Raw genomic sequence first — 16,152 nt, 5'->3', positions numbered from 1 at the left:
TCCCTTGTATGAGAAACCGCCGGCAGGACTACTCCTGCCGGCAGCTATCTGTCTCCGGTTATTTCCCGGCCACCTGGATACAGTTATCCACCAGCCAGTCCAGCACAATATTATTCAGCGCCACTTCTTTTAAATCTTCCTCATCCACTGCTTCTTTCAGCGCGTCTACATCCGCATAATTATAGGCGGCAGCCAGCTCTTTGTATTCTTTGTTATATTCTTTTTTGGTGGGTTCGATCTTCTCCTGCTTTGCGATCGCCTCAGTCACCATACTCTGTTTGATACTGGATTTCACCGCTTCGTCCACCTGGCTCTCAAAATCCTCCATGGACATTCCCATCTGTGTCTGGATAAAATCCTCCAGATCCTGCTCATAATACTCCGCCATAGTCTGGTACTGTTCCATCAGAGAATCGCTCATTTCTTTGACCTCATCCTTGGGATACTTCTTTACTTCTGTATTCTCCAGCACCGCTGTCCACACTTCTGAACGCAGAGTGTCCTCGTAATTGGTCTGCGCTTCCTCTTCCAGCTGTTTCTTCATTTCTTTCTTATATTCAGCCACGGTCTTGGATTCTTCAGATACTGTCTTTACAAAATCATCATTCAGCTCCGGCACCTTCTGCTCGCTGATCCCTTTTACCGTAATGGTAAAGGTTACATCCTTGCCCGCATAGTCGGTATTGCTGTAATCATCCGGGAATTTTCCATTCCAGTCAAAGGTTTCGCCAATATTGTGGCCGATGATGCTGTCCTCAAATCCCTCGATAAAGGAACCGGATCCGATCTCCAGCGGATAATCCGTGCTGGATCCGCCCTCAAACTCCACACCGTCAATCTTTCCTGTAAAATCAATGGTAGCCGTATCCCCGGACTCTACCGCACGCCCCGTCACTTCTTCTGTGGTAGCGTTGGTCTGCAGCGTCGCCTCAATGGCCTGATCTACATCCTCCTCTGTAATATCCTCCGGCTTGTCCACCTCATCTACTTCCACCCCTTTGTACTGGGTAATGGTCAGCTTCTCGGTATCCAGCCCTTTGCTGGCCTCACATCCGGAAAGCAACATAGACGCCGCAAACACCCCGGTCAACATAACTACAAATCTCTTTTTCATATTACACCTCAATAATTCTGATAAAAATACTCGGCGATGCCTGCAGGCTGCCCCTGGCATCACACTATTATGTTATAGCATATCTGCGGACTCTTTCCTAGTATTTTCCCGTATATTTCACACTTTTATAACAAATTACGCGCAAAGCGCGGGACTGCCGCGGCTCTCCCTTCTAGAGCACAGGAGACAACAGCCTGCAGAACTGCTCCTTCACACGGATCGTAAGATCTCTCTGCTTATAGCTTTTACGCGTCACCAGCGTACTCTTTAGAATATCATTCTCAAACGCCTCCTGGAACTGCGCTGTCGTCCTGGCGCTGTAGATCACAGCATTTACCTCAAAATTCAGGGCAAAACTGCGGATATCCATATTGGCTGTTCCCATACAGGTAACCAGGCCGTCCACACTCATACATTTCGCGTGGAGAAATCCATTGTCATAAGTGTAACATCTGGCTCCCGCCTCGATCAGTTCGCCCAGATAAGAATACGTCGCCCAGTACACAAACGGATGATCCGGCTTGCAGGGCACCATGATCCGCACGTCAATGCCGGACTTTACCGCAATGATCAGCGCGTCTTTGATGTCATCGTCCGGAATAAAGTAGGGAGTCTGGATATAAATACTTTTCCTGGCCATATGGATCAGCCGCAGATAATTGTTGCGGATCACCTGGCTCCTGGAGTCCGGCCCACTGGAAATGATCTGCACCGGATCCCGGCCGTTTCTTACATAAGTCGGAATCTCAAACAGCCGGTCCTCCAGAAATATATTTTCCCTGGCCGCATAGTTCCAGTCCAGTACGAAGCGCACTGCCAGAGAGGTCACCGCCGATCCCTCGATACAGATATGGGTGTCTCTCCAGTACCCGAACTTCCGGTCCTTCCCCAGATATTCCCGTCCGACATTAAATCCTCCCACAAAGCCGATCCGTCCGTCGATCACCACAATCTTACGGTGATTGCGGTAATTCACCCGCAGCTGCAGTTTACCCAGCACTGCCGGGAAAAACTCTGCCACCTGGATGCCGGCCCTGGTAAGCCGTTCCCAGTCCGCCCGGTGCATGCCCTTTCTCCCCCTGCAGCCCATGCTGTCAAACAGAACCCGGATCTCCACGCCCTGCCTTGCCTTGCGTAGAAGAACCTCTTCGATCTCCTTCCAGAGTTCATCATTTCTCATAATATAATACTGGATATGAATATAATTTCTGGCATGATCCATCTCATTTAAAAGCGCGTCAAACTTCTCTCTGCCATCGGTATAGATGCGGACGTCATTGTTATCCGTCAGCACCGCCTCGCCTTCGTTCAGGTTATAGAGGATCAGGCTTTTAAACCGGTCCAGCTCCGGATCCCGCAGGCGCAGTCTTTTCCGGTAGATGGATTCCTCCTGGCGCCGGACTGCGTATTTGATCTCTCCTTCGATCTCCTTCATCTTAAACATCCGGTCCTTCCGGAAGTTCTGCCCCAGGATCAGGTACAGGACAAATCCCAGAATGGGAATAAAATACAGTAAAAGAAGCCAGGCCCACACAGTGGTGGGATTGCGCCTCTGAAAAAAGATGATCAGGAAAGAAAAGATCACATTAATCAAAAACATGTGCTCCCACAGCCATATATATGAAGTTGTAAATGTTTCTGCTATCGTGTCCGGCATATGACGTTTCCTCCCATCTGATATTCTAACCCTAATACCATATTATAACGGTTCTGTCAAGAAAAGTAACCCTATACCATCAAATTGCTTGCACTTGTCTACAAACAATGATACAATAAAATGCGTGAAATTTTTAGAATATAGGAGGTTCCCCGTGAGTACGTTAACCATCGTATTACTTGTGATTTTAGTTGTACTGATCATCGCATGTGTCGTTTTATATTTTCTTGGAAAAAAAGCAGAAAAAAGACAGGCAGAGCAGCAGGAACAGCTGGACGCTGTAGCCCAGACCATTTCCATGCTGATCATCGATAAAGGAAAGATCCGTCTCAAAGACGCGGACTTCCCTCCGATCGTACTGGAAAGCACGCCCAAATACCTACGGCGCTCTAAGGTGCCTGTAGTAAAAGCCAAGGTGGGTCCAAAGATCATGACCCTGATGTGCGACGCCGAGATCTATCCTCTGATCCCGGTAAAAAAAGAAGTCAAGGCCACTGTCAGCGGCATCTACATCACCGCAGTAAGAGGCATCCGCGGTCCTCTGGCTACACCGGAAAAGAAAAAAGGATTTTTCGCCAGACTGCGCGACAAAGCACAGAAAAATTAAAAAACAGAACCGTGACAAGGCCAGAGCCCCGGACATTCCAGTCCGTCTGCTCTGGCCTTTCCTCCGCCTTTCCCATTTTCACCGCTTATCAGCGGATCCGTCTATTTCAGTCTGTCAATCATCCCGCAGGCAACTTCCTCCGTCTCCTCCAATGCGTCTGCAATCTCCGAAACAGGCATACCCTTCTCAATCAAGATATCACAACAAAAAAATCCCGGAAACAATACGTTTCCGGGAATCCAAAGAGGCGCAGACCGGATTTGAACCGGTGCATCAGGGTGTTGCAGACCCATGCCTTACCGCTTGGCTACTGCGCCCGAGCACTTAGCGACCGTCTTTGATACGGCTAAGCGCAAATGACCCCGACGGGAATCGAACCCGTGTTACCGCCGTGAAAGGGCGATGTCTTGACCGCTTGACCACGGGGCCATGCCACAAATGTTTCCAACGTGACCGTGGTTAATCATATCACACTCCCTGTGACTTTGCAACGGTTTTTTATAGCAATTGACAAACTTCCGTGAATCCGCTATCGTGAGGAGAGAAATCAAAAAGGAGACATATGCTATGAAATCATTAGTTATAGCCGAAAAGCCTTCTGTCGCCCGGGACATTGCAAGAGTCCTGGGCTGCCGCAAAAACATTTCCGGGGGTATAGAAGGCGACCAATATGTGGTCACCTGGGCTCTGGGACACCTGATCACTCTGGCTGACCCGGAAGGCTACGATAAAAAATATAAAGAATGGAAAATGGAAGATCTTCCCATGGTTCCCAAAAAATGGGAGCTGGTAGTGATCCGTCAGACTGCCAAACAATACAGCCACGTCAAGGCCCTGCTTTTCCGCAAGGACATCGATCAGATCATCATTGCCACTGACGCCGGCAGGGAAGGAGAACTGGTGGCCCGCTGGATCCTGGAAAAATCCGGGTGTCGCAAACCCATCCGCCGCCTGTGGATTTCTTCGGTCACAGACAAAGCCATCCGGGAAGGCTTCTCTCATTTAAAAGACGGCCGCCAGTATGATCCCCTGTATCATGCTGCAAGAAGCCGGGCCAAAGCCGACTGGCTGGTAGGCATCAACGCTACCCGCGCACTCACCTGCAAATACAATGCCCAGCTATCCTGCGGGCGGGTCCAGACTCCTACTCTGGCCATCATCGCATCCAGAGAAGACGCTATCCGCAGATTCCAGCCGGAAGAATACTACGGTCTCACCTGCCTGGCAGGAGGCATCAAATGGTCCTGGCGCCAGAAAAAAAGCGGCAGCTCCCGCTCCTTCCAGAAAGACTTCCTCACCACCCTAAGGCAACGGTTGCAGGGGAAAAAACTTACAGTTACAGAAGTACAGAAAACTGCCAAAAAGACAGGTTCTCCCGGTCTCTACGACCTGACCGAACTGCAGCGGGAGGCTAACCAGCGGTTCGGCTACTCTGCAAAAGAAACCCTGAACATCATGCAGCGTCTTTATGAAACGCACAAAGTCCTTACCTACCCAAGGACCGATTCCCGCTACATTGGCACAGATATCGTTCCCACCATCAAAGAACGGCTGCAGGCCTGCAACCAGGGGCCTTACAAAGCTTTTATCCCTAAGCTTCTGCGCGCGCAGATCAGGGGAGACCGTTCCTTTGTGGATGACCGCAAGGTCAGCGACCACCACGCCATCATCCCCACCGAGGAAGCCGCCATCTTTTCCAACATGACCAGCGACGAGAGAAAGATCTATGATCTGGTGGTCCGCCGGTTCATCAGCGTGCTCTATCCTCCCTTTGCATATGAACACACCACCCTAAAAGGAGAGATCGAAGGAGAGGTGTTTGCCGCGGAAGGCCGGCATATTACATCTGCAGGATGGAAGGAAATCTATGAGGATGAAGAAAAGGAAGAAAAAAATCTGCCCGAGCTGAAAAAAGGAGACGTTCTGACACCGGATCCGATCTCTCTGACCACCGGAAAGACCACGCCCCCTCCGCATTTTACTGAAGCAACCCTTCTGGGCGCCATGGAAAACCCTCTCCAGTACATGGAATCCCAGGATCAGAAAGAACGCAAAGCCATCAGCGAGACCGGCGGTCTTGGCACTGTGGCCACCCGGGCCGACATTATCGAAAAACTCTTCCATTCTTTTCTGATCGAAAAAAAGGGGCAGGACATTCTGGTCACTTCCAAAGGCAGGCAGCTGCTCTCCCTTGTACCGGATGATTTAAAAAAGCCGGAGCTTACCGCCCGCTGGGAGCTGGAACTTTCCAATATTGCAAAAGGAACCCATAAAGAAGGACCCTTTATCCAGTCTATTGAAGGCTATACCAGAGATCTCATCCAGGAGATCCGCACCGCCGAAGGCCAGTTCCGCCACGACAACCTGACCAACACCAGATGTCCCCGCTGTGGCAAACGGATGCTTGCGGTAAATGGCAAAAACAGCCGGCTCCTGGTTTGCCAGGACCGGGAATGCGGCTATCGGGAAACCATCGCCCGCACCAGCAACGCCCGCTGTCCCCAGTGCCATAAAAAAATGGAGCTTTTGAAAAAGGGCGGCGAAGAAACCTTTGTCTGCTCCTGCGGTTATAAAGAAAAACTGGACGCCTTTAAAAAGCGCAGAGAAAAAGAAGGCGCCGGAGTCTCCAAAAAAGACGTCCGGCGATACCTGAACAGTCAGAAAGATGAAGCCATCAACAACGCATTTGCCCAGGCCCTGTCCGGTATTAAACTGGACAACTGACCGGCCTTACACCAGCTTTTCCGGCGCTTCATCTGCCTGTTTTTTCAGTTTTTTTGCATAATATGTGTCAGCCGTATAAAGGGCCGCCGCCGGGTTATGTCCCAGGACGCGGTCCTTTGTCACACCTGTAGTCGTAAGCGCTTCGGAATACTTATAAAACAGACTGTCATGACCAACGCACAGGCCCATCACCACGTTAAGATCCGTATGTTTGCTGTTCAGATATTTTGCCTGGTGGATCGGATTACACATATGGATGCCAATGGCATTGCATTCTTCCGGGATCCCAACATCCACTTTCCTGACGCATCCCGCCTTACAGGCAACCCCCACTACTTCAAAGCCGTGATCTCTCAGGATAGACGCCAGGATCCGGCTTTCTTTCAAAAGGCCCACGCAGGTTGCGATCCCGATCTTTTTTGCCCCGATCTGCTTTGCAAATTCTATGATCTCCTCCACCCGGGTATACTCGCAGTAATGCTCATACTCTACCATGGCCGCAGCCACCATTACCTTATGATTTTCCGGATCTTTGTAGCACTCCATGGCGTCTGCCAGCACTTCCGGATCCAGGTGGGTGGTGACACAGAATGGGGGGAACTCCTCTCTTCCCACTTCTGTCTTGCTGTTGCATTTTTTCACACCACAGTCAATACATGACATTTCCTCTAATTTCATTCCTCTCATCCTCTCTTTCCCTGCTTTTTTCTTTCTTTTATCTGCTATTGGCTTCCTTCGGACGCTTCATCCGCGTCCGGCATCTGCCGGTAATATGCCACGATCAGATCCACCATCCGGTCATAGCTTCTGACGCCCTCCTCCTGACCATTGGCCTGCAGATAATGGTCATTGACCTGATCAGCCACCTCGGCCACCGCCCCGTCATAACCGGCCCAGAACTCACTGTTGGCCTGCAGATCCCTCTGCACTTCCGGCAGCAATGACTCCCGGATATCACGCCACGCTTCCGGGGCAGCATTCCGGAGCACATTCATACAATAGATCCAGCCCGTCAGATAACTGCTATACTGAAATTCCGGATCCGTAAAACCGATCCCTGCCAGAAACGCGATAAAATTCGCCTCCTGCTCCTGCATAAACCCTTTCAGATGTGACAACTCATGACAGGCCGTAAACGGGATGTTGTAATCTGTCATGGCAGAGTTATAATTTGCCTCCACCGTAAAAGGGGAATAGATGCCGGACAGTTTCTGTACCGACAGGATCCAGGAGTTCAGAAGCGGCTTGGGCTTCGGATAATACCCGGACAATTCCGGATAATCTTCTCCCAGTTTCTGCATGGCCTTTACCGCCCTCTCCCTTACCTCTCCTTTTTTTCCATCCGCAAGCTCCATAACCCCCTGCGCGTCCCGGCTTACCTGGTCGCTTCTTTCATTGACTTCTTCCGTCAGCGTCCTGCAGACGAAGGTAAGTTCTTCCGTCGTATAAGTCTCCATCGTGATCCCCGAGCTTTCCGAAAAAGACGTCCGGTAATAATTGATCCCGCAGTTCAGCACATAGAGAACATAGAGGATCCCGGCCGCCAGAAAAAGACCTGCGGCCCACGAGATGAAAAGGTCTCGTTTCCTTATTCCCATTTCCTCCGGCCCTTCTGCCGTATCTTCCTTCCTTTGCTTCATCCTCCGTACCAGCCGTACAAGGGAACAAAGAAACCACGCACAGAAAAGATACAGCAGCAGTTCTGCTGCTGAAAAGGGAATAAGGTCGAACACTCTCCCCACCGTACCGACCCACAGGGGATACACATGGGTACTGTACCACTGAGCCGCTCCTTCCCGATATCTTGCCAGCACAGTCATCACAATGCCGGCCGCCAGAAAAAGGCCGCCGGCATATTGTTTGATTCTGATAAAAAATATGTTTCTCTTCTTTTTTTCCATGAGATGTATTACAGACAGCTTCTGACAACCCCCTAGTAAACCAGCGGATACTTTTCCGTCAGCTTTTCTACGATCCTTCTGGCCTGTCCCACATAACACTCGTCACGGATTACCATGGCAATAGCTTCTGCAATCTTGTCCATATCCGCCTCTTGCATGCCGCGGGTCGTCACCGCCGGAGTTCCCAGACGCACGCCGCTGGTCACCTTTGGCGATCTGGGATCATTGGGGATTGCGTTTTTATTACAGGTAATGTGCGCCTCGTCCAGACGGATCTCCAGATCCTTTCCGGTCACATCCTCTTCGCTTAAGTCTACCAGCATCAGATGGTTATCGGTCCCGCCGGACACCAGTTTTATTCCCCGGTCCATCAGCCCTTTTGCCAGCGCTTTGGCATTCACGAGGATCTGCTCCTGATATTCTTTAAACTCCGGCTTCAACGCTTCCTGGAAGCAGACCGCCTTCCCGGCGATCACATGCTCCAGCGGACCGCCCTGCGTTCCCGGAAATACAGCCTTGTCAAAATTAAATTTCTCAGCCGCCGCCTGATTCGCCAGGATCATTCCGCCTCTTGGTCCTCTAAGTGTCTTGTGAGTTGTAGTTGTTACCACATCCGCATAAGGGATCGGGCTGGGGTGCAGTCCCGCCGCCACCAGTCCGGCGATGTGGGCCATATCTACCATCAGATAAGCCCCAACCTCGTCTGCAATCTCCCGAAACTTTTTAAAATCAATGATCCTGGGATATGCGCTGGCTCCGGCAATGATCAGCTTCGGCTTCTCGCGCAGAGCTGTCTTTCGCACCTCCTCATAATCGATCACGCCCTGATCATTTACACCATAAAAAGAAGTGGTAAAATATTGTCCGGATAAATTTACCGGCGATCCATGGGTCAGATGGCCGCCATGATCCAGATTCATTCCCAGAATCTTGTCCCCGGGCTTCAGGATGGCAAAAAACGCCGCCAGATTGGCCTGCGCTCCGGAATGCGGCTGCACATTGGCATAATCGCAGCCAAACAACTTCTTCGCCCGGTCCCTCGCAAGATCTTCCACCACGTCCACACACTGGCAGCCGCCGTAATATCTGCGCCCCGGGTATCCTTCCGCATACTTATTGGTCAGGATACTGCCCATGGCAGACATCACCGCCTTGCTCACCCAGTTCTCAGACGCGATCAGCTCAATATGCGAATTCTGTCGTTCGCCCTCTGCCTCAATGGCTCCGGCCACTTCAGGGTCCACCTTCCTGATGTCATCAAACGTATACATATACATCCCTCCAGTCTCAAAAACTCTGACATATCAACAGAACTACAAAACCTATGCACTCATTTTACCACAGATGCCAAAAATTTACACTCATTACATTAATTCCTGTCAAAAAAGACAGTTTTCCACAGTTTGTGGGAAAAAACGGGGGATGGGGAGTGGATAACCCAAACGGGGACGGGGGATTTTTAAAAATCCCCCGTCCCCGTTTGGGTTATGAATTTTTCATTACCACACTTTCCACCGTGTCCGCCACATGCTCGCAGGCGTCCGCGCAGCGCTCCAGGTAAATATAGATCTCTCTCCACGCTATGATATGAAGCGGATCCTGACATTCTGTGTGCAGCCTTCTCATGCTGGCCATAAACAGACGGTCCGACTGTTCTTCCAGATCGTTGATCTCTATGATCTGTTCTTTCAGATTCTTTGCATGGCGGAAATCAGAAAACACCTGCAGAAGATCCCGTACTTTTTCACAGCACCGGATCACCACATCTGTCATCTCCAGCGCATCCGGCTCGATCTCCTGCACGTTGCTCATGTACACCCGCATCAGCACGTCTTCGACTTTATCCGTCATGGTGTCGATGTGCTGACTTAACTCCACGATATCCTCCCGTTCGATGGGCGGGATAAACTCTTTTGCCAGCCGGTCCAGCATGTCGTGCTTTTTCCCGTCCGCCCGGTTTTCAATCTCATGAATCTCATCCAGATACCGCTTCAGATCATCCGGGTGAAATTCTCCCAGCACCTTCCGCAGAAGATGGGCCGCGTGGCAGGACTCCTCCGCACACGCCACGAAATTATTAAAATAGTACGCATCCTGTTTTCTTGCCATTTCTTTTTCCTCCTAAATTAAACTCACCTTAGAAAAATGTTTAGAAAAACGTTTAGAAAAACATCATAAATATTTTCGCCATCACAAAACTGATCAGCCCGCAGCCCGGAAATGTAAAGATCCAGGTAAGCATCATGTCCTTTACCACGCCAAAATTAATGGCAGAGAGCCGTTTGACCGCTCCCACGCCCATGATCGCGCTGGTCTTGGTATGCGTGGTGGACACCGGGATCCCGGATACACTGGCCAGAAGAAGGCAGAAAGCTCCCGCCAGATCCGCAGAAAATCCCTGGAATTTCTCCAGCTTCACCATGTCCATTCCCACAGACTTAATAATCTTTTCCCCTCCAACACTGGTGCCGACGCCCATAACCGTTGAGCACAGGATCATCAGCCACACCGGGATCATCATTCCTTCCACACTGTTTTGCCCGTTGCAGAAGGCAACTCCCAAAAAGAGCACGCCGATAAATTTCTGCCCGTCCTGGGCGCCGTGCATAAAACTCATAAAAGCCGCGCCAAAGATCTGGCCGCCGCGGAAGAAAGATCCGGTCTTTCGCCGGTCCATATCCGCGCAGATCAGCGCAACCACTTTGCAGATCGCCCATCCCACAAAAAATCCCAGGGCAAGGCTTAACACCAGACCATACAGCACCTTTACCCATTCCTGGAAATTGATGCCGCCAATGCCTCCCTGCACCGCGATCGCCGCGCCGGAAAGACCGGCGATCAGACTGTGGCTCTCGCTGGTGGGGATGCCAAACAACGAAGCAGCCACACTGTAAACCACAATAGAAAACAGAGCCGCGCACAGCGCCACCAGCGCCTGATGCGTCTCCCCGCCGAAATCTACCATGTTACTGATGGTGGAAGCCACCGAGCTGTTGATCCGCGTCATTACCAGCACGCCAAGAAAATTGAAAGCCGCGCTCATCCAGATGGCGTGGCGCACCTGCATCGTTCTGGTGCCAATGCAGGTAGCAATGGCATTGGGCGCATCGGTCCAGCCATTGACAAAAATAACTCCCAGCGTCAGGAGAACCGTGATCAGCATGACCGGATTCGACAGAACCTCCTGACAAAAATACGAAAATGATACGTCCATAATTTCTCCTTTTTCTATACAAAACCCTTCGTTACAGACAAGTTTCCTGCTCTGCCGGAGACGGCAGCGCATTTCTCTGCACAAAAAAAATGACCGTCGGAAAGCCAACTACTCATACACTGCTCCTGCTGTATATGAAACACCCTGCCTCTGTGTATCTGTCTTCCTCCTGTCATTAGTTTTTACAAAGATTTAACCAGAATATAACATCACCCAAAGTGCTTGTCAATGTCTGTCTGAACATCTGCCCGTGCTACAGGACATTCTTTGCGTTTTATTAACACATTCTCCCAGCGCTGTTTTTCCACATAGTAAAGGCGGATACCAAACTCATTTATTTGATATCCGCCCCTACTTTGTTGGTTCTGTCATTCTTTTTTACCTCTTTCTTTTAAAAAAATCTGGTAAACTTATTTTACGTGTTCGGTGGTCCGTACCTTCCTTTCGTAAAATTTTTCTTCCCGATGCCTTCGGCATTTCTTCTTCCGGGAAATCTTCTTCAACACTTGTGTTGATGAAAAATAACATTTTCATTATTTACAGCTCGCGTCTGTCTTATAATGAACATCTGTTATTTTGTATCTTTAATATAACACTCCGGCTTTTAATTGTCAATAACTTTTTTCTAAAAAATTTTATTTTTTCTCTTTTCTTTATTATTTGCAGAATTTTCAGTTATTATTTCTTCCTCTCCTGAAGGCCTCCTGTCTATTTAGAAAACGCTGACACCTCTTTTGGGAGATTACCGGCGCTCCGGCACAAAAAAACTACGGCTCCCGGCCGTAGTTTTCCCCTTTTCATAACCTCTCTGCTCTTCTGCTAGTCCGCCAGATAAGAAGAGAACTTTTCCTCTGCAAGGCCTTCATCCTCTCCGTTGACGATCAGCATCATTGGCATCCCCAGCTTGATGGTCATCAGGCCGACGATAGATTTCCCGTCAATCTTCACATGCCGGTTGGACATATTCACCACATCGACATCGGATTTCATTTTCTGACAGGCTGAACAAAAAGACATGATCTGCTCTGGTGTTACAAATTTAATCTTTCTTTCTATCATTTCCTGCTACCTCCTGCACACTCTTGTCTACTATACACTATTTCGCAGGATTTGAATATAAAAAAATAAAACCTTAGCAAAAGCTTTTCAGCCTTTCAGGATTTTCTGGGTCAATTTCTCTCCATTTCACAAGTTCAAGCGGATTCCCTCAAAAACGAATTGCCAATTACAAAACAGGGCCTGCAAATTCATTGCAGGCCCTGCGAACCCTCCCCCTGTTGGACTCGAACCAACGACAACTCGGTTAACAGCCGAGTGCTCTACCGACTGAGCTAAGGAGGAATATGTGTTTTGACAACACATATAATTTACCACAGTTCTATTGACTTTTCAAGACTTTTTACTATCTTTTTCCGTGCTCTTTTTTCTGCCTTAACGCTGGCTTTTATAATAATTGATGAGACATCCTTTTTCGATGATCTCCCGCTCCGCGTCGGTCATGTCGCCAAGCTTAAAGGTCACTTCCGCAAGGTCTGCGCCTTTCACCACATAAGCCTTAACCTCCGCCGCCTTATTTGCAATCGCTCTCCGGATCTCCGGCACGAAGATGTAATCGCCGTTTGCGAAGCTTAAGTGTTCATGATCCTCTTCTGTGAGGAACGGCAGCATGCCCCAGTTGATCAGATTGGAACGGTACCGCTTGGTGGCATATTCACTGGCGATATTCGCCCAGCCGCCCAGTACTTTCTGGCAGGAAGCCGCCTGCTCTCTGGCAGATCCATCGCCCGGCTTTACCGCAAAAATGGTGCTGCCGATGCCAAGATTACCCTCTCCCGCGTCCGGGAATTTCGCCTTTACCGCAGCCATCACCGGCTTTAACTCTTCCAGCACTTCCAGCGGGCAGGTTCCTTCTTCTATGGCCTTCTGCGCCTTCTGTACCTCTTTGGCGCGCCCCACATAAGCCGGGTCCTTTCTGGACAGGGCAAATTCCGCCAGCCCCAGCGGATTGGAGCGGTAGGAGGAAGTCTCACCGGAGGGGATCAGCTCATCGGTGGTGGTCACCGGATCATGGATCTCCGACACCACCTTCAAAAGCAGGTTCTCCGGAAGCGCCGGCATAGCCGGCCAGTCCTTGATGTTCGGTCCGAACCTGATCTTTACACCGGGATCTGCCACACCCTTACTGTCAAAGACGCGGTTGGCATAAATGTTCCGGTCAAAATGATAGGTTCTTCCTTTGTATTCCACATCCATATCTGTCGCAGGCGTCAGGAAGCCCTTGTTAGCCGCCGTCGCCGCGATCGACCTTGCGTCCATCAGTGCCACGGACGCGATCTGTCCGCTCTGCAGCTTGGATCCTTCCCGGTTGGGGAAATTTCTGGTGGAGTGGCGGATGGAAAACGCTCCGTTGGCCGGGGTGTCGCCGGCTCCGAAGCAGGGGCCGCAGAACGCCGTTTTTACGATGGTTCCCGCCTCCATCAAATCTGCCGCCGCTCCGTTTTTGATCAATTCCATATAGATCGGCGTGCTGGCCGGATAGACGCTGAAGGTAAATTCATCTGCGCCGATGTAATGGCCTCGTAAGATGTCTGCGGCCGCGCAGATATTTTCAAATCCTCCGCCTGCACAGCCGGCAATGATCCCCTGATCTACATACAGTTTCCCGTCCACGATCTTATCCTGCAAAGAATAGTCCACCGCGCCGTCCAGGCTGACCAGAGCCTTCTTCTCCACATCATGAAGGACGTCTTTTAAGTTTGCATTGACTTCCTCTATGGTGTAGGTATTGGATGGATGGAAGGGCATGGCGATCATGGGCCGGATCTCGCTTAAGTTTACATAGACCATGCCGTCATAGTAGGCCACCTCTCCCGGATTCAACTCTTCGTACTCTTCTTCTCTTCCGTGGATCTCATAAAATTCCCGGATCTTCTCATCCGTCTTCCAGATGGAAGACAGGCAGGTAGTCTCTGTTGTCATGACATCAATGCCGATCCGGAAGTCCGCGCTTAACTTCTCCACGCCTGGCCCTACGAACTCCATCACTTTATTGTTTACATAGCCATTGGAAAATGTCGCGCCGATAATTGCAAGGGCCACATCCTGAGGACCGACTCCCTTCACCGGTTCGCCATCCAGATAAATACCGATCACCTGTGGCATCTTGATATCATAAGTCTTATTCAGCAGCTGCTTTACCAACTCCGGTCCGCCTTCTCCCATGGCCATGGTTCCCAGCGCCCCGTAGCGGGTATGGCTGTCCGATCCCAGGATCATCTTGCCGCATCCTGCCAGCATCTCTCTGGCATACTGATGGATGACTGCCTGGTGAGGAGGCACATAGACGCCTCCATATTTCTTGGCACAGGTCAGTCCGAACATATGATCATCTTCATTAATCGTACCGCCCACCGCGCACAGAGAATTGTGGCAGTTTGTCAGTACATAGGGAACGGGAAACCGTTCCAGCCCGGAAGCCCGCGCCGTCTGGATGATCCCCACAAATGTGATATCGTGGGAAGTCAGTTTGTCAAACTTTATCTGCAGCTTTTCCATGTTTCCGGATGTATTGTGCGTTTCCAGGATCCGGTAGGCAATCGTGTTTTTCGCAGCCTCTTCTCTGGTAACGTCTTTTCCTGTGCGCGCCTTTATCTCCTGTCCGTCTTCCAGGATACTGGCGCCGTGAAGAAGATAGACGCCGGAATCGTATAATTTTATCATCTTTCTTTTCCTCCTGTTTAATCTCTTTGCGACATATCATTCATATGATCTGCCACCATCATAGCTATCTTAAATGTCAGTGCATCTTCAAACACCCTCACGTCCAGTCCTGTTTTCTTCTGGATCTTTTCCAGACGGTACACCAGCGTATTGCGGTGTACATAGAGCTGCCTTGCCGTCTCGGAAATATTCAGATTGTTGTCAAAAAAGGTATAGACTGTGCTTAGTTCCTCTTCTTCAAACTTTTCCGCAGCGCCATGTTCAAAAACTTCCTTTAAAAACATTTCGCACAGCGAAGGGGAAAGCTGATGGATCAGTCTGCCGATCCCCAGTTCATTGTAAGCCAGGATATTTTTCTCTGTGTAGAACACTCTCCCTACCTGAAGCGCCATATCTGCTTCTTTGTAAGAGCGGGAGACGTCTTTTAACTCCTCTATGATCGTACCATAGGCCACCCGGACGCCTACCATTGCTTCCATGTTGAGCGTATCTGTGATCTCATGGGCGATCCGGTTCAGGCTGCTATAGTCATCCGTCGCCTCCAGCGCTTTTACCAGGATCACATGCCGTTCGTCCACTGCTGTAACGAAATCCCGCATTCCGGTGGCGTACAGCCCCCTCATGGTCTCAAGGACCAGCGACTCTCCTTCATTTTTGGATTCGATCAGGAAGACCACTCTGCGAAGTTCCACCGGAATCTTCATTTTCTTGGCCTGGTTATAGACGTCCACCACCAGCATATTATCCAGGATCAGATTCTGTATAAACCGGTTCTTATCCATCCGGTCCCTGTATGCAAACAGGAGATTGGTAATCTGGCTGGCTCCGAATCTCCCGGACAGTACCGTCTCCGGCCCGTCTCCGGCCACTCCCAGGATATAGACCGGCTCTTCCTCTTCACGGATCAGGAACATGGAGATCCCTTTGCCTGTCATCTCTTCGGCTCCGCTTTCTCCAAATGCTGCCGCTTCCCGTTCCCAGGCGGTCATCTTTTCACTGGTCATCACCAGACAGACCCCCCGATTGTCCCAGACGGCGCACTCCACGCCGCCGATATTTTTTACATCTTGCACTGCTTTGTGCAATAACTGATTTGAAAGCAAAGGATTTTCCCTCCTGTTCTGTACACTTGCGTTATATTTTACCACATATGCGCCGCATCGCACAAGTAAAAAGGGATCCCGCTTCCGGGATCCCCTGCCAGTCCTGTTCAGA

Annotated in this window: 12 protein-coding genes and 3 tRNA genes; 2 read left to right on the top strand and 13 right to left on the bottom strand. The window is 50.2% G+C overall.

The features are described from left to right. Positions 1-58: 58 nt before the first annotated feature. Entirely contained in the window at positions 59-1,114 is a 1,056-nt protein-coding gene (gene tig / locus ABGT54_RS11350) for a trigger factor (protein ID WP_346664186.1), read from the bottom strand. A gap of 172 nt (positions 1,115-1,286) precedes the next feature. Continuing rightward, on the bottom strand, positions 1,287-2,771 hold the full coding sequence (gene cls, locus ABGT54_RS11345) for a cardiolipin synthase (protein ID WP_346664185.1): 1,485 nt from the start codon (positions 2,769-2,771) through the stop codon (positions 1,287-1,289). Between the two features lie 154 nt (positions 2,772-2,925). Here cls and ABGT54_RS11340 point away from each other — a divergent pair, with 154 nt between their 5' ends. Continuing rightward, the gene (locus ABGT54_RS11340; protein ID WP_346664184.1) at positions 2,926-3,378 is read left to right on the top strand and encodes a hypothetical protein; all 453 of its coding nucleotides are present in this window, start codon (positions 2,926-2,928) and stop codon (positions 3,376-3,378) included. A gap of 245 nt (positions 3,379-3,623) precedes the next feature. Here ABGT54_RS11340 and ABGT54_RS11335 read toward each other — a convergent pair. Then, positions 3,624-3,695, bottom strand: a tRNA-Cys gene (locus ABGT54_RS11335). Between the two features lie 40 nt (positions 3,696-3,735). Continuing rightward, a tRNA-Glu gene (locus tag ABGT54_RS11330) sits at positions 3,736-3,807 on the bottom strand. 138 nt (positions 3,808-3,945) lie between these two features. Here ABGT54_RS11330 and ABGT54_RS11325 point away from each other — a divergent pair. Then, positions 3,946-6,102, top strand: a complete 2,157-nt coding sequence (locus tag ABGT54_RS11325; protein WP_346664183.1) for a DNA topoisomerase III — start codon at positions 3,946-3,948, stop codon at positions 6,100-6,102. 6 nt (positions 6,103-6,108) lie between these two features. Here ABGT54_RS11325 and ABGT54_RS11320 read toward each other — a convergent pair whose 3' ends face one another. From ABGT54_RS11320 to ABGT54_RS11280, 9 genes are all read right to left on the bottom strand, one after another. Next, complete coding sequence (locus tag ABGT54_RS11320; RefSeq protein ID WP_346664182.1) at positions 6,109-6,780, bottom strand: DUF1847 domain-containing protein; 672 nt, start codon at positions 6,778-6,780, stop codon at positions 6,109-6,111. Positions 6,781-6,824: 44 nt separating this feature from the next. Continuing rightward, entirely contained in the window at positions 6,825-7,922 is a 1,098-nt protein-coding gene (locus ABGT54_RS11315; RefSeq protein ID WP_346664333.1) for a DUF3810 domain-containing protein, read from the bottom strand. Positions 7,923-8,035: 113 nt separating this feature from the next. Next, positions 8,036-9,274 carry a serine hydroxymethyltransferase gene (gene glyA / locus ABGT54_RS11310; RefSeq protein WP_346664181.1) on the bottom strand — a complete coding sequence of 413 codons (1,239 nt, stop codon included), beginning with the start codon at positions 9,272-9,274 and terminating at the stop codon, positions 8,036-8,038. Positions 9,275-9,488: 214 nt separating this feature from the next. Continuing rightward, on the bottom strand, positions 9,489-10,112 hold the full coding sequence (locus ABGT54_RS11305; protein ID WP_346664180.1) for a DUF47 family protein: 624 nt from the start codon (positions 10,110-10,112) through the stop codon (positions 9,489-9,491). Between the two features lie 52 nt (positions 10,113-10,164). Beyond that, on the bottom strand, positions 10,165-11,217 hold the full coding sequence (locus tag ABGT54_RS11300) for an inorganic phosphate transporter (RefSeq protein ID WP_346664179.1): 1,053 nt from the start codon (positions 11,215-11,217) through the stop codon (positions 10,165-10,167). 819 nt (positions 11,218-12,036) lie between these two features. Next, positions 12,037-12,276: an HPr family phosphocarrier protein gene (locus ABGT54_RS11295; protein WP_346664178.1), complete on the bottom strand. Its 240-nt coding sequence runs from the start codon at positions 12,274-12,276 to the stop codon at positions 12,037-12,039. 209 nt (positions 12,277-12,485) lie between these two features. Continuing rightward, positions 12,486-12,558: transfer RNA gene (locus ABGT54_RS11290), tRNA-Asn, on the bottom strand. A 90-nt stretch (positions 12,559-12,648) separates the two neighbouring features. Next, positions 12,649-14,937 (bottom strand): hydratase, encoded by a 2,289-nt coding sequence (locus ABGT54_RS11285; protein ID WP_346664177.1) that lies wholly within the window; start codon positions 14,935-14,937, stop codon positions 12,649-12,651. A gap of 17 nt (positions 14,938-14,954) precedes the next feature. Then, positions 14,955-16,040, bottom strand: coding sequence for a helix-turn-helix domain-containing protein (locus ABGT54_RS11280; protein ID WP_346664176.1), 1,086 nt, complete (start codon positions 16,038-16,040; stop codon positions 14,955-14,957). Positions 16,041-16,152 lie beyond the last annotated feature (112 nt).

This window comes from uncultured Merdimonas sp., from assembly GCF_963929015.1.
In the GTDB taxonomy this organism is placed as follows: domain Bacteria; phylum Bacillota; class Clostridia; order Lachnospirales; family Lachnospiraceae; genus Merdimonas.
Note: the sequence above shows the minus strand (reverse complement) of the source record. Positions and strands in the feature narration are given on the sequence as shown.

Excerpts from the sequence above, each read along its gene's own strand:
- tig (WP_346664186.1), bottom strand. The coding sequence starts at position 1,114 with ATGAAAAAGAGATTTGTAGTTATGTTGACCGGGGTGTTTGCGGCGTCT.
- cls (WP_346664185.1), bottom strand. The coding sequence starts at position 2,771 with ATGCCGGACACGATAGCAGAAACATTTACAACTTCATATATATGGCTG.
- ABGT54_RS11325 (WP_346664183.1), top strand. The coding sequence starts at position 3,946 with ATGAAATCATTAGTTATAGCCGAAAAGCCTTCTGTCGCCCGGGACATT.
- ABGT54_RS11320 (WP_346664182.1), bottom strand. The coding sequence starts at position 6,780 with ATGAAATTAGAGGAAATGTCATGTATTGACTGTGGTGTGAAAAAATGC.
- ABGT54_RS11315 (WP_346664333.1), bottom strand. The coding sequence starts at position 7,922 with ATGACTGTGCTGGCAAGATATCGGGAAGGAGCGGCTCAGTGGTACAGT.
- glyA (WP_346664181.1), bottom strand. The coding sequence starts at position 9,274 with ATGTATACGTTTGATGACATCAGGAAGGTGGACCCTGAAGTGGCCGGA.
- ABGT54_RS11305 (WP_346664180.1), bottom strand. The coding sequence starts at position 10,112 with ATGGCAAGAAAACAGGATGCGTACTATTTTAATAATTTCGTGGCGTGT.
- ABGT54_RS11300 (WP_346664179.1), bottom strand. The coding sequence starts at position 11,217 with ATGGACGTATCATTTTCGTATTTTTGTCAGGAGGTTCTGTCGAATCCG.
- ABGT54_RS11295 (WP_346664178.1), bottom strand. The coding sequence starts at position 12,276 with ATGATAGAAAGAAAGATTAAATTTGTAACACCAGAGCAGATCATGTCT.
- ABGT54_RS11285 (WP_346664177.1), bottom strand. The coding sequence starts at position 14,937 with ATGATAAAATTATACGATTCCGGCGTCTATCTTCTTCACGGCGCCAGT.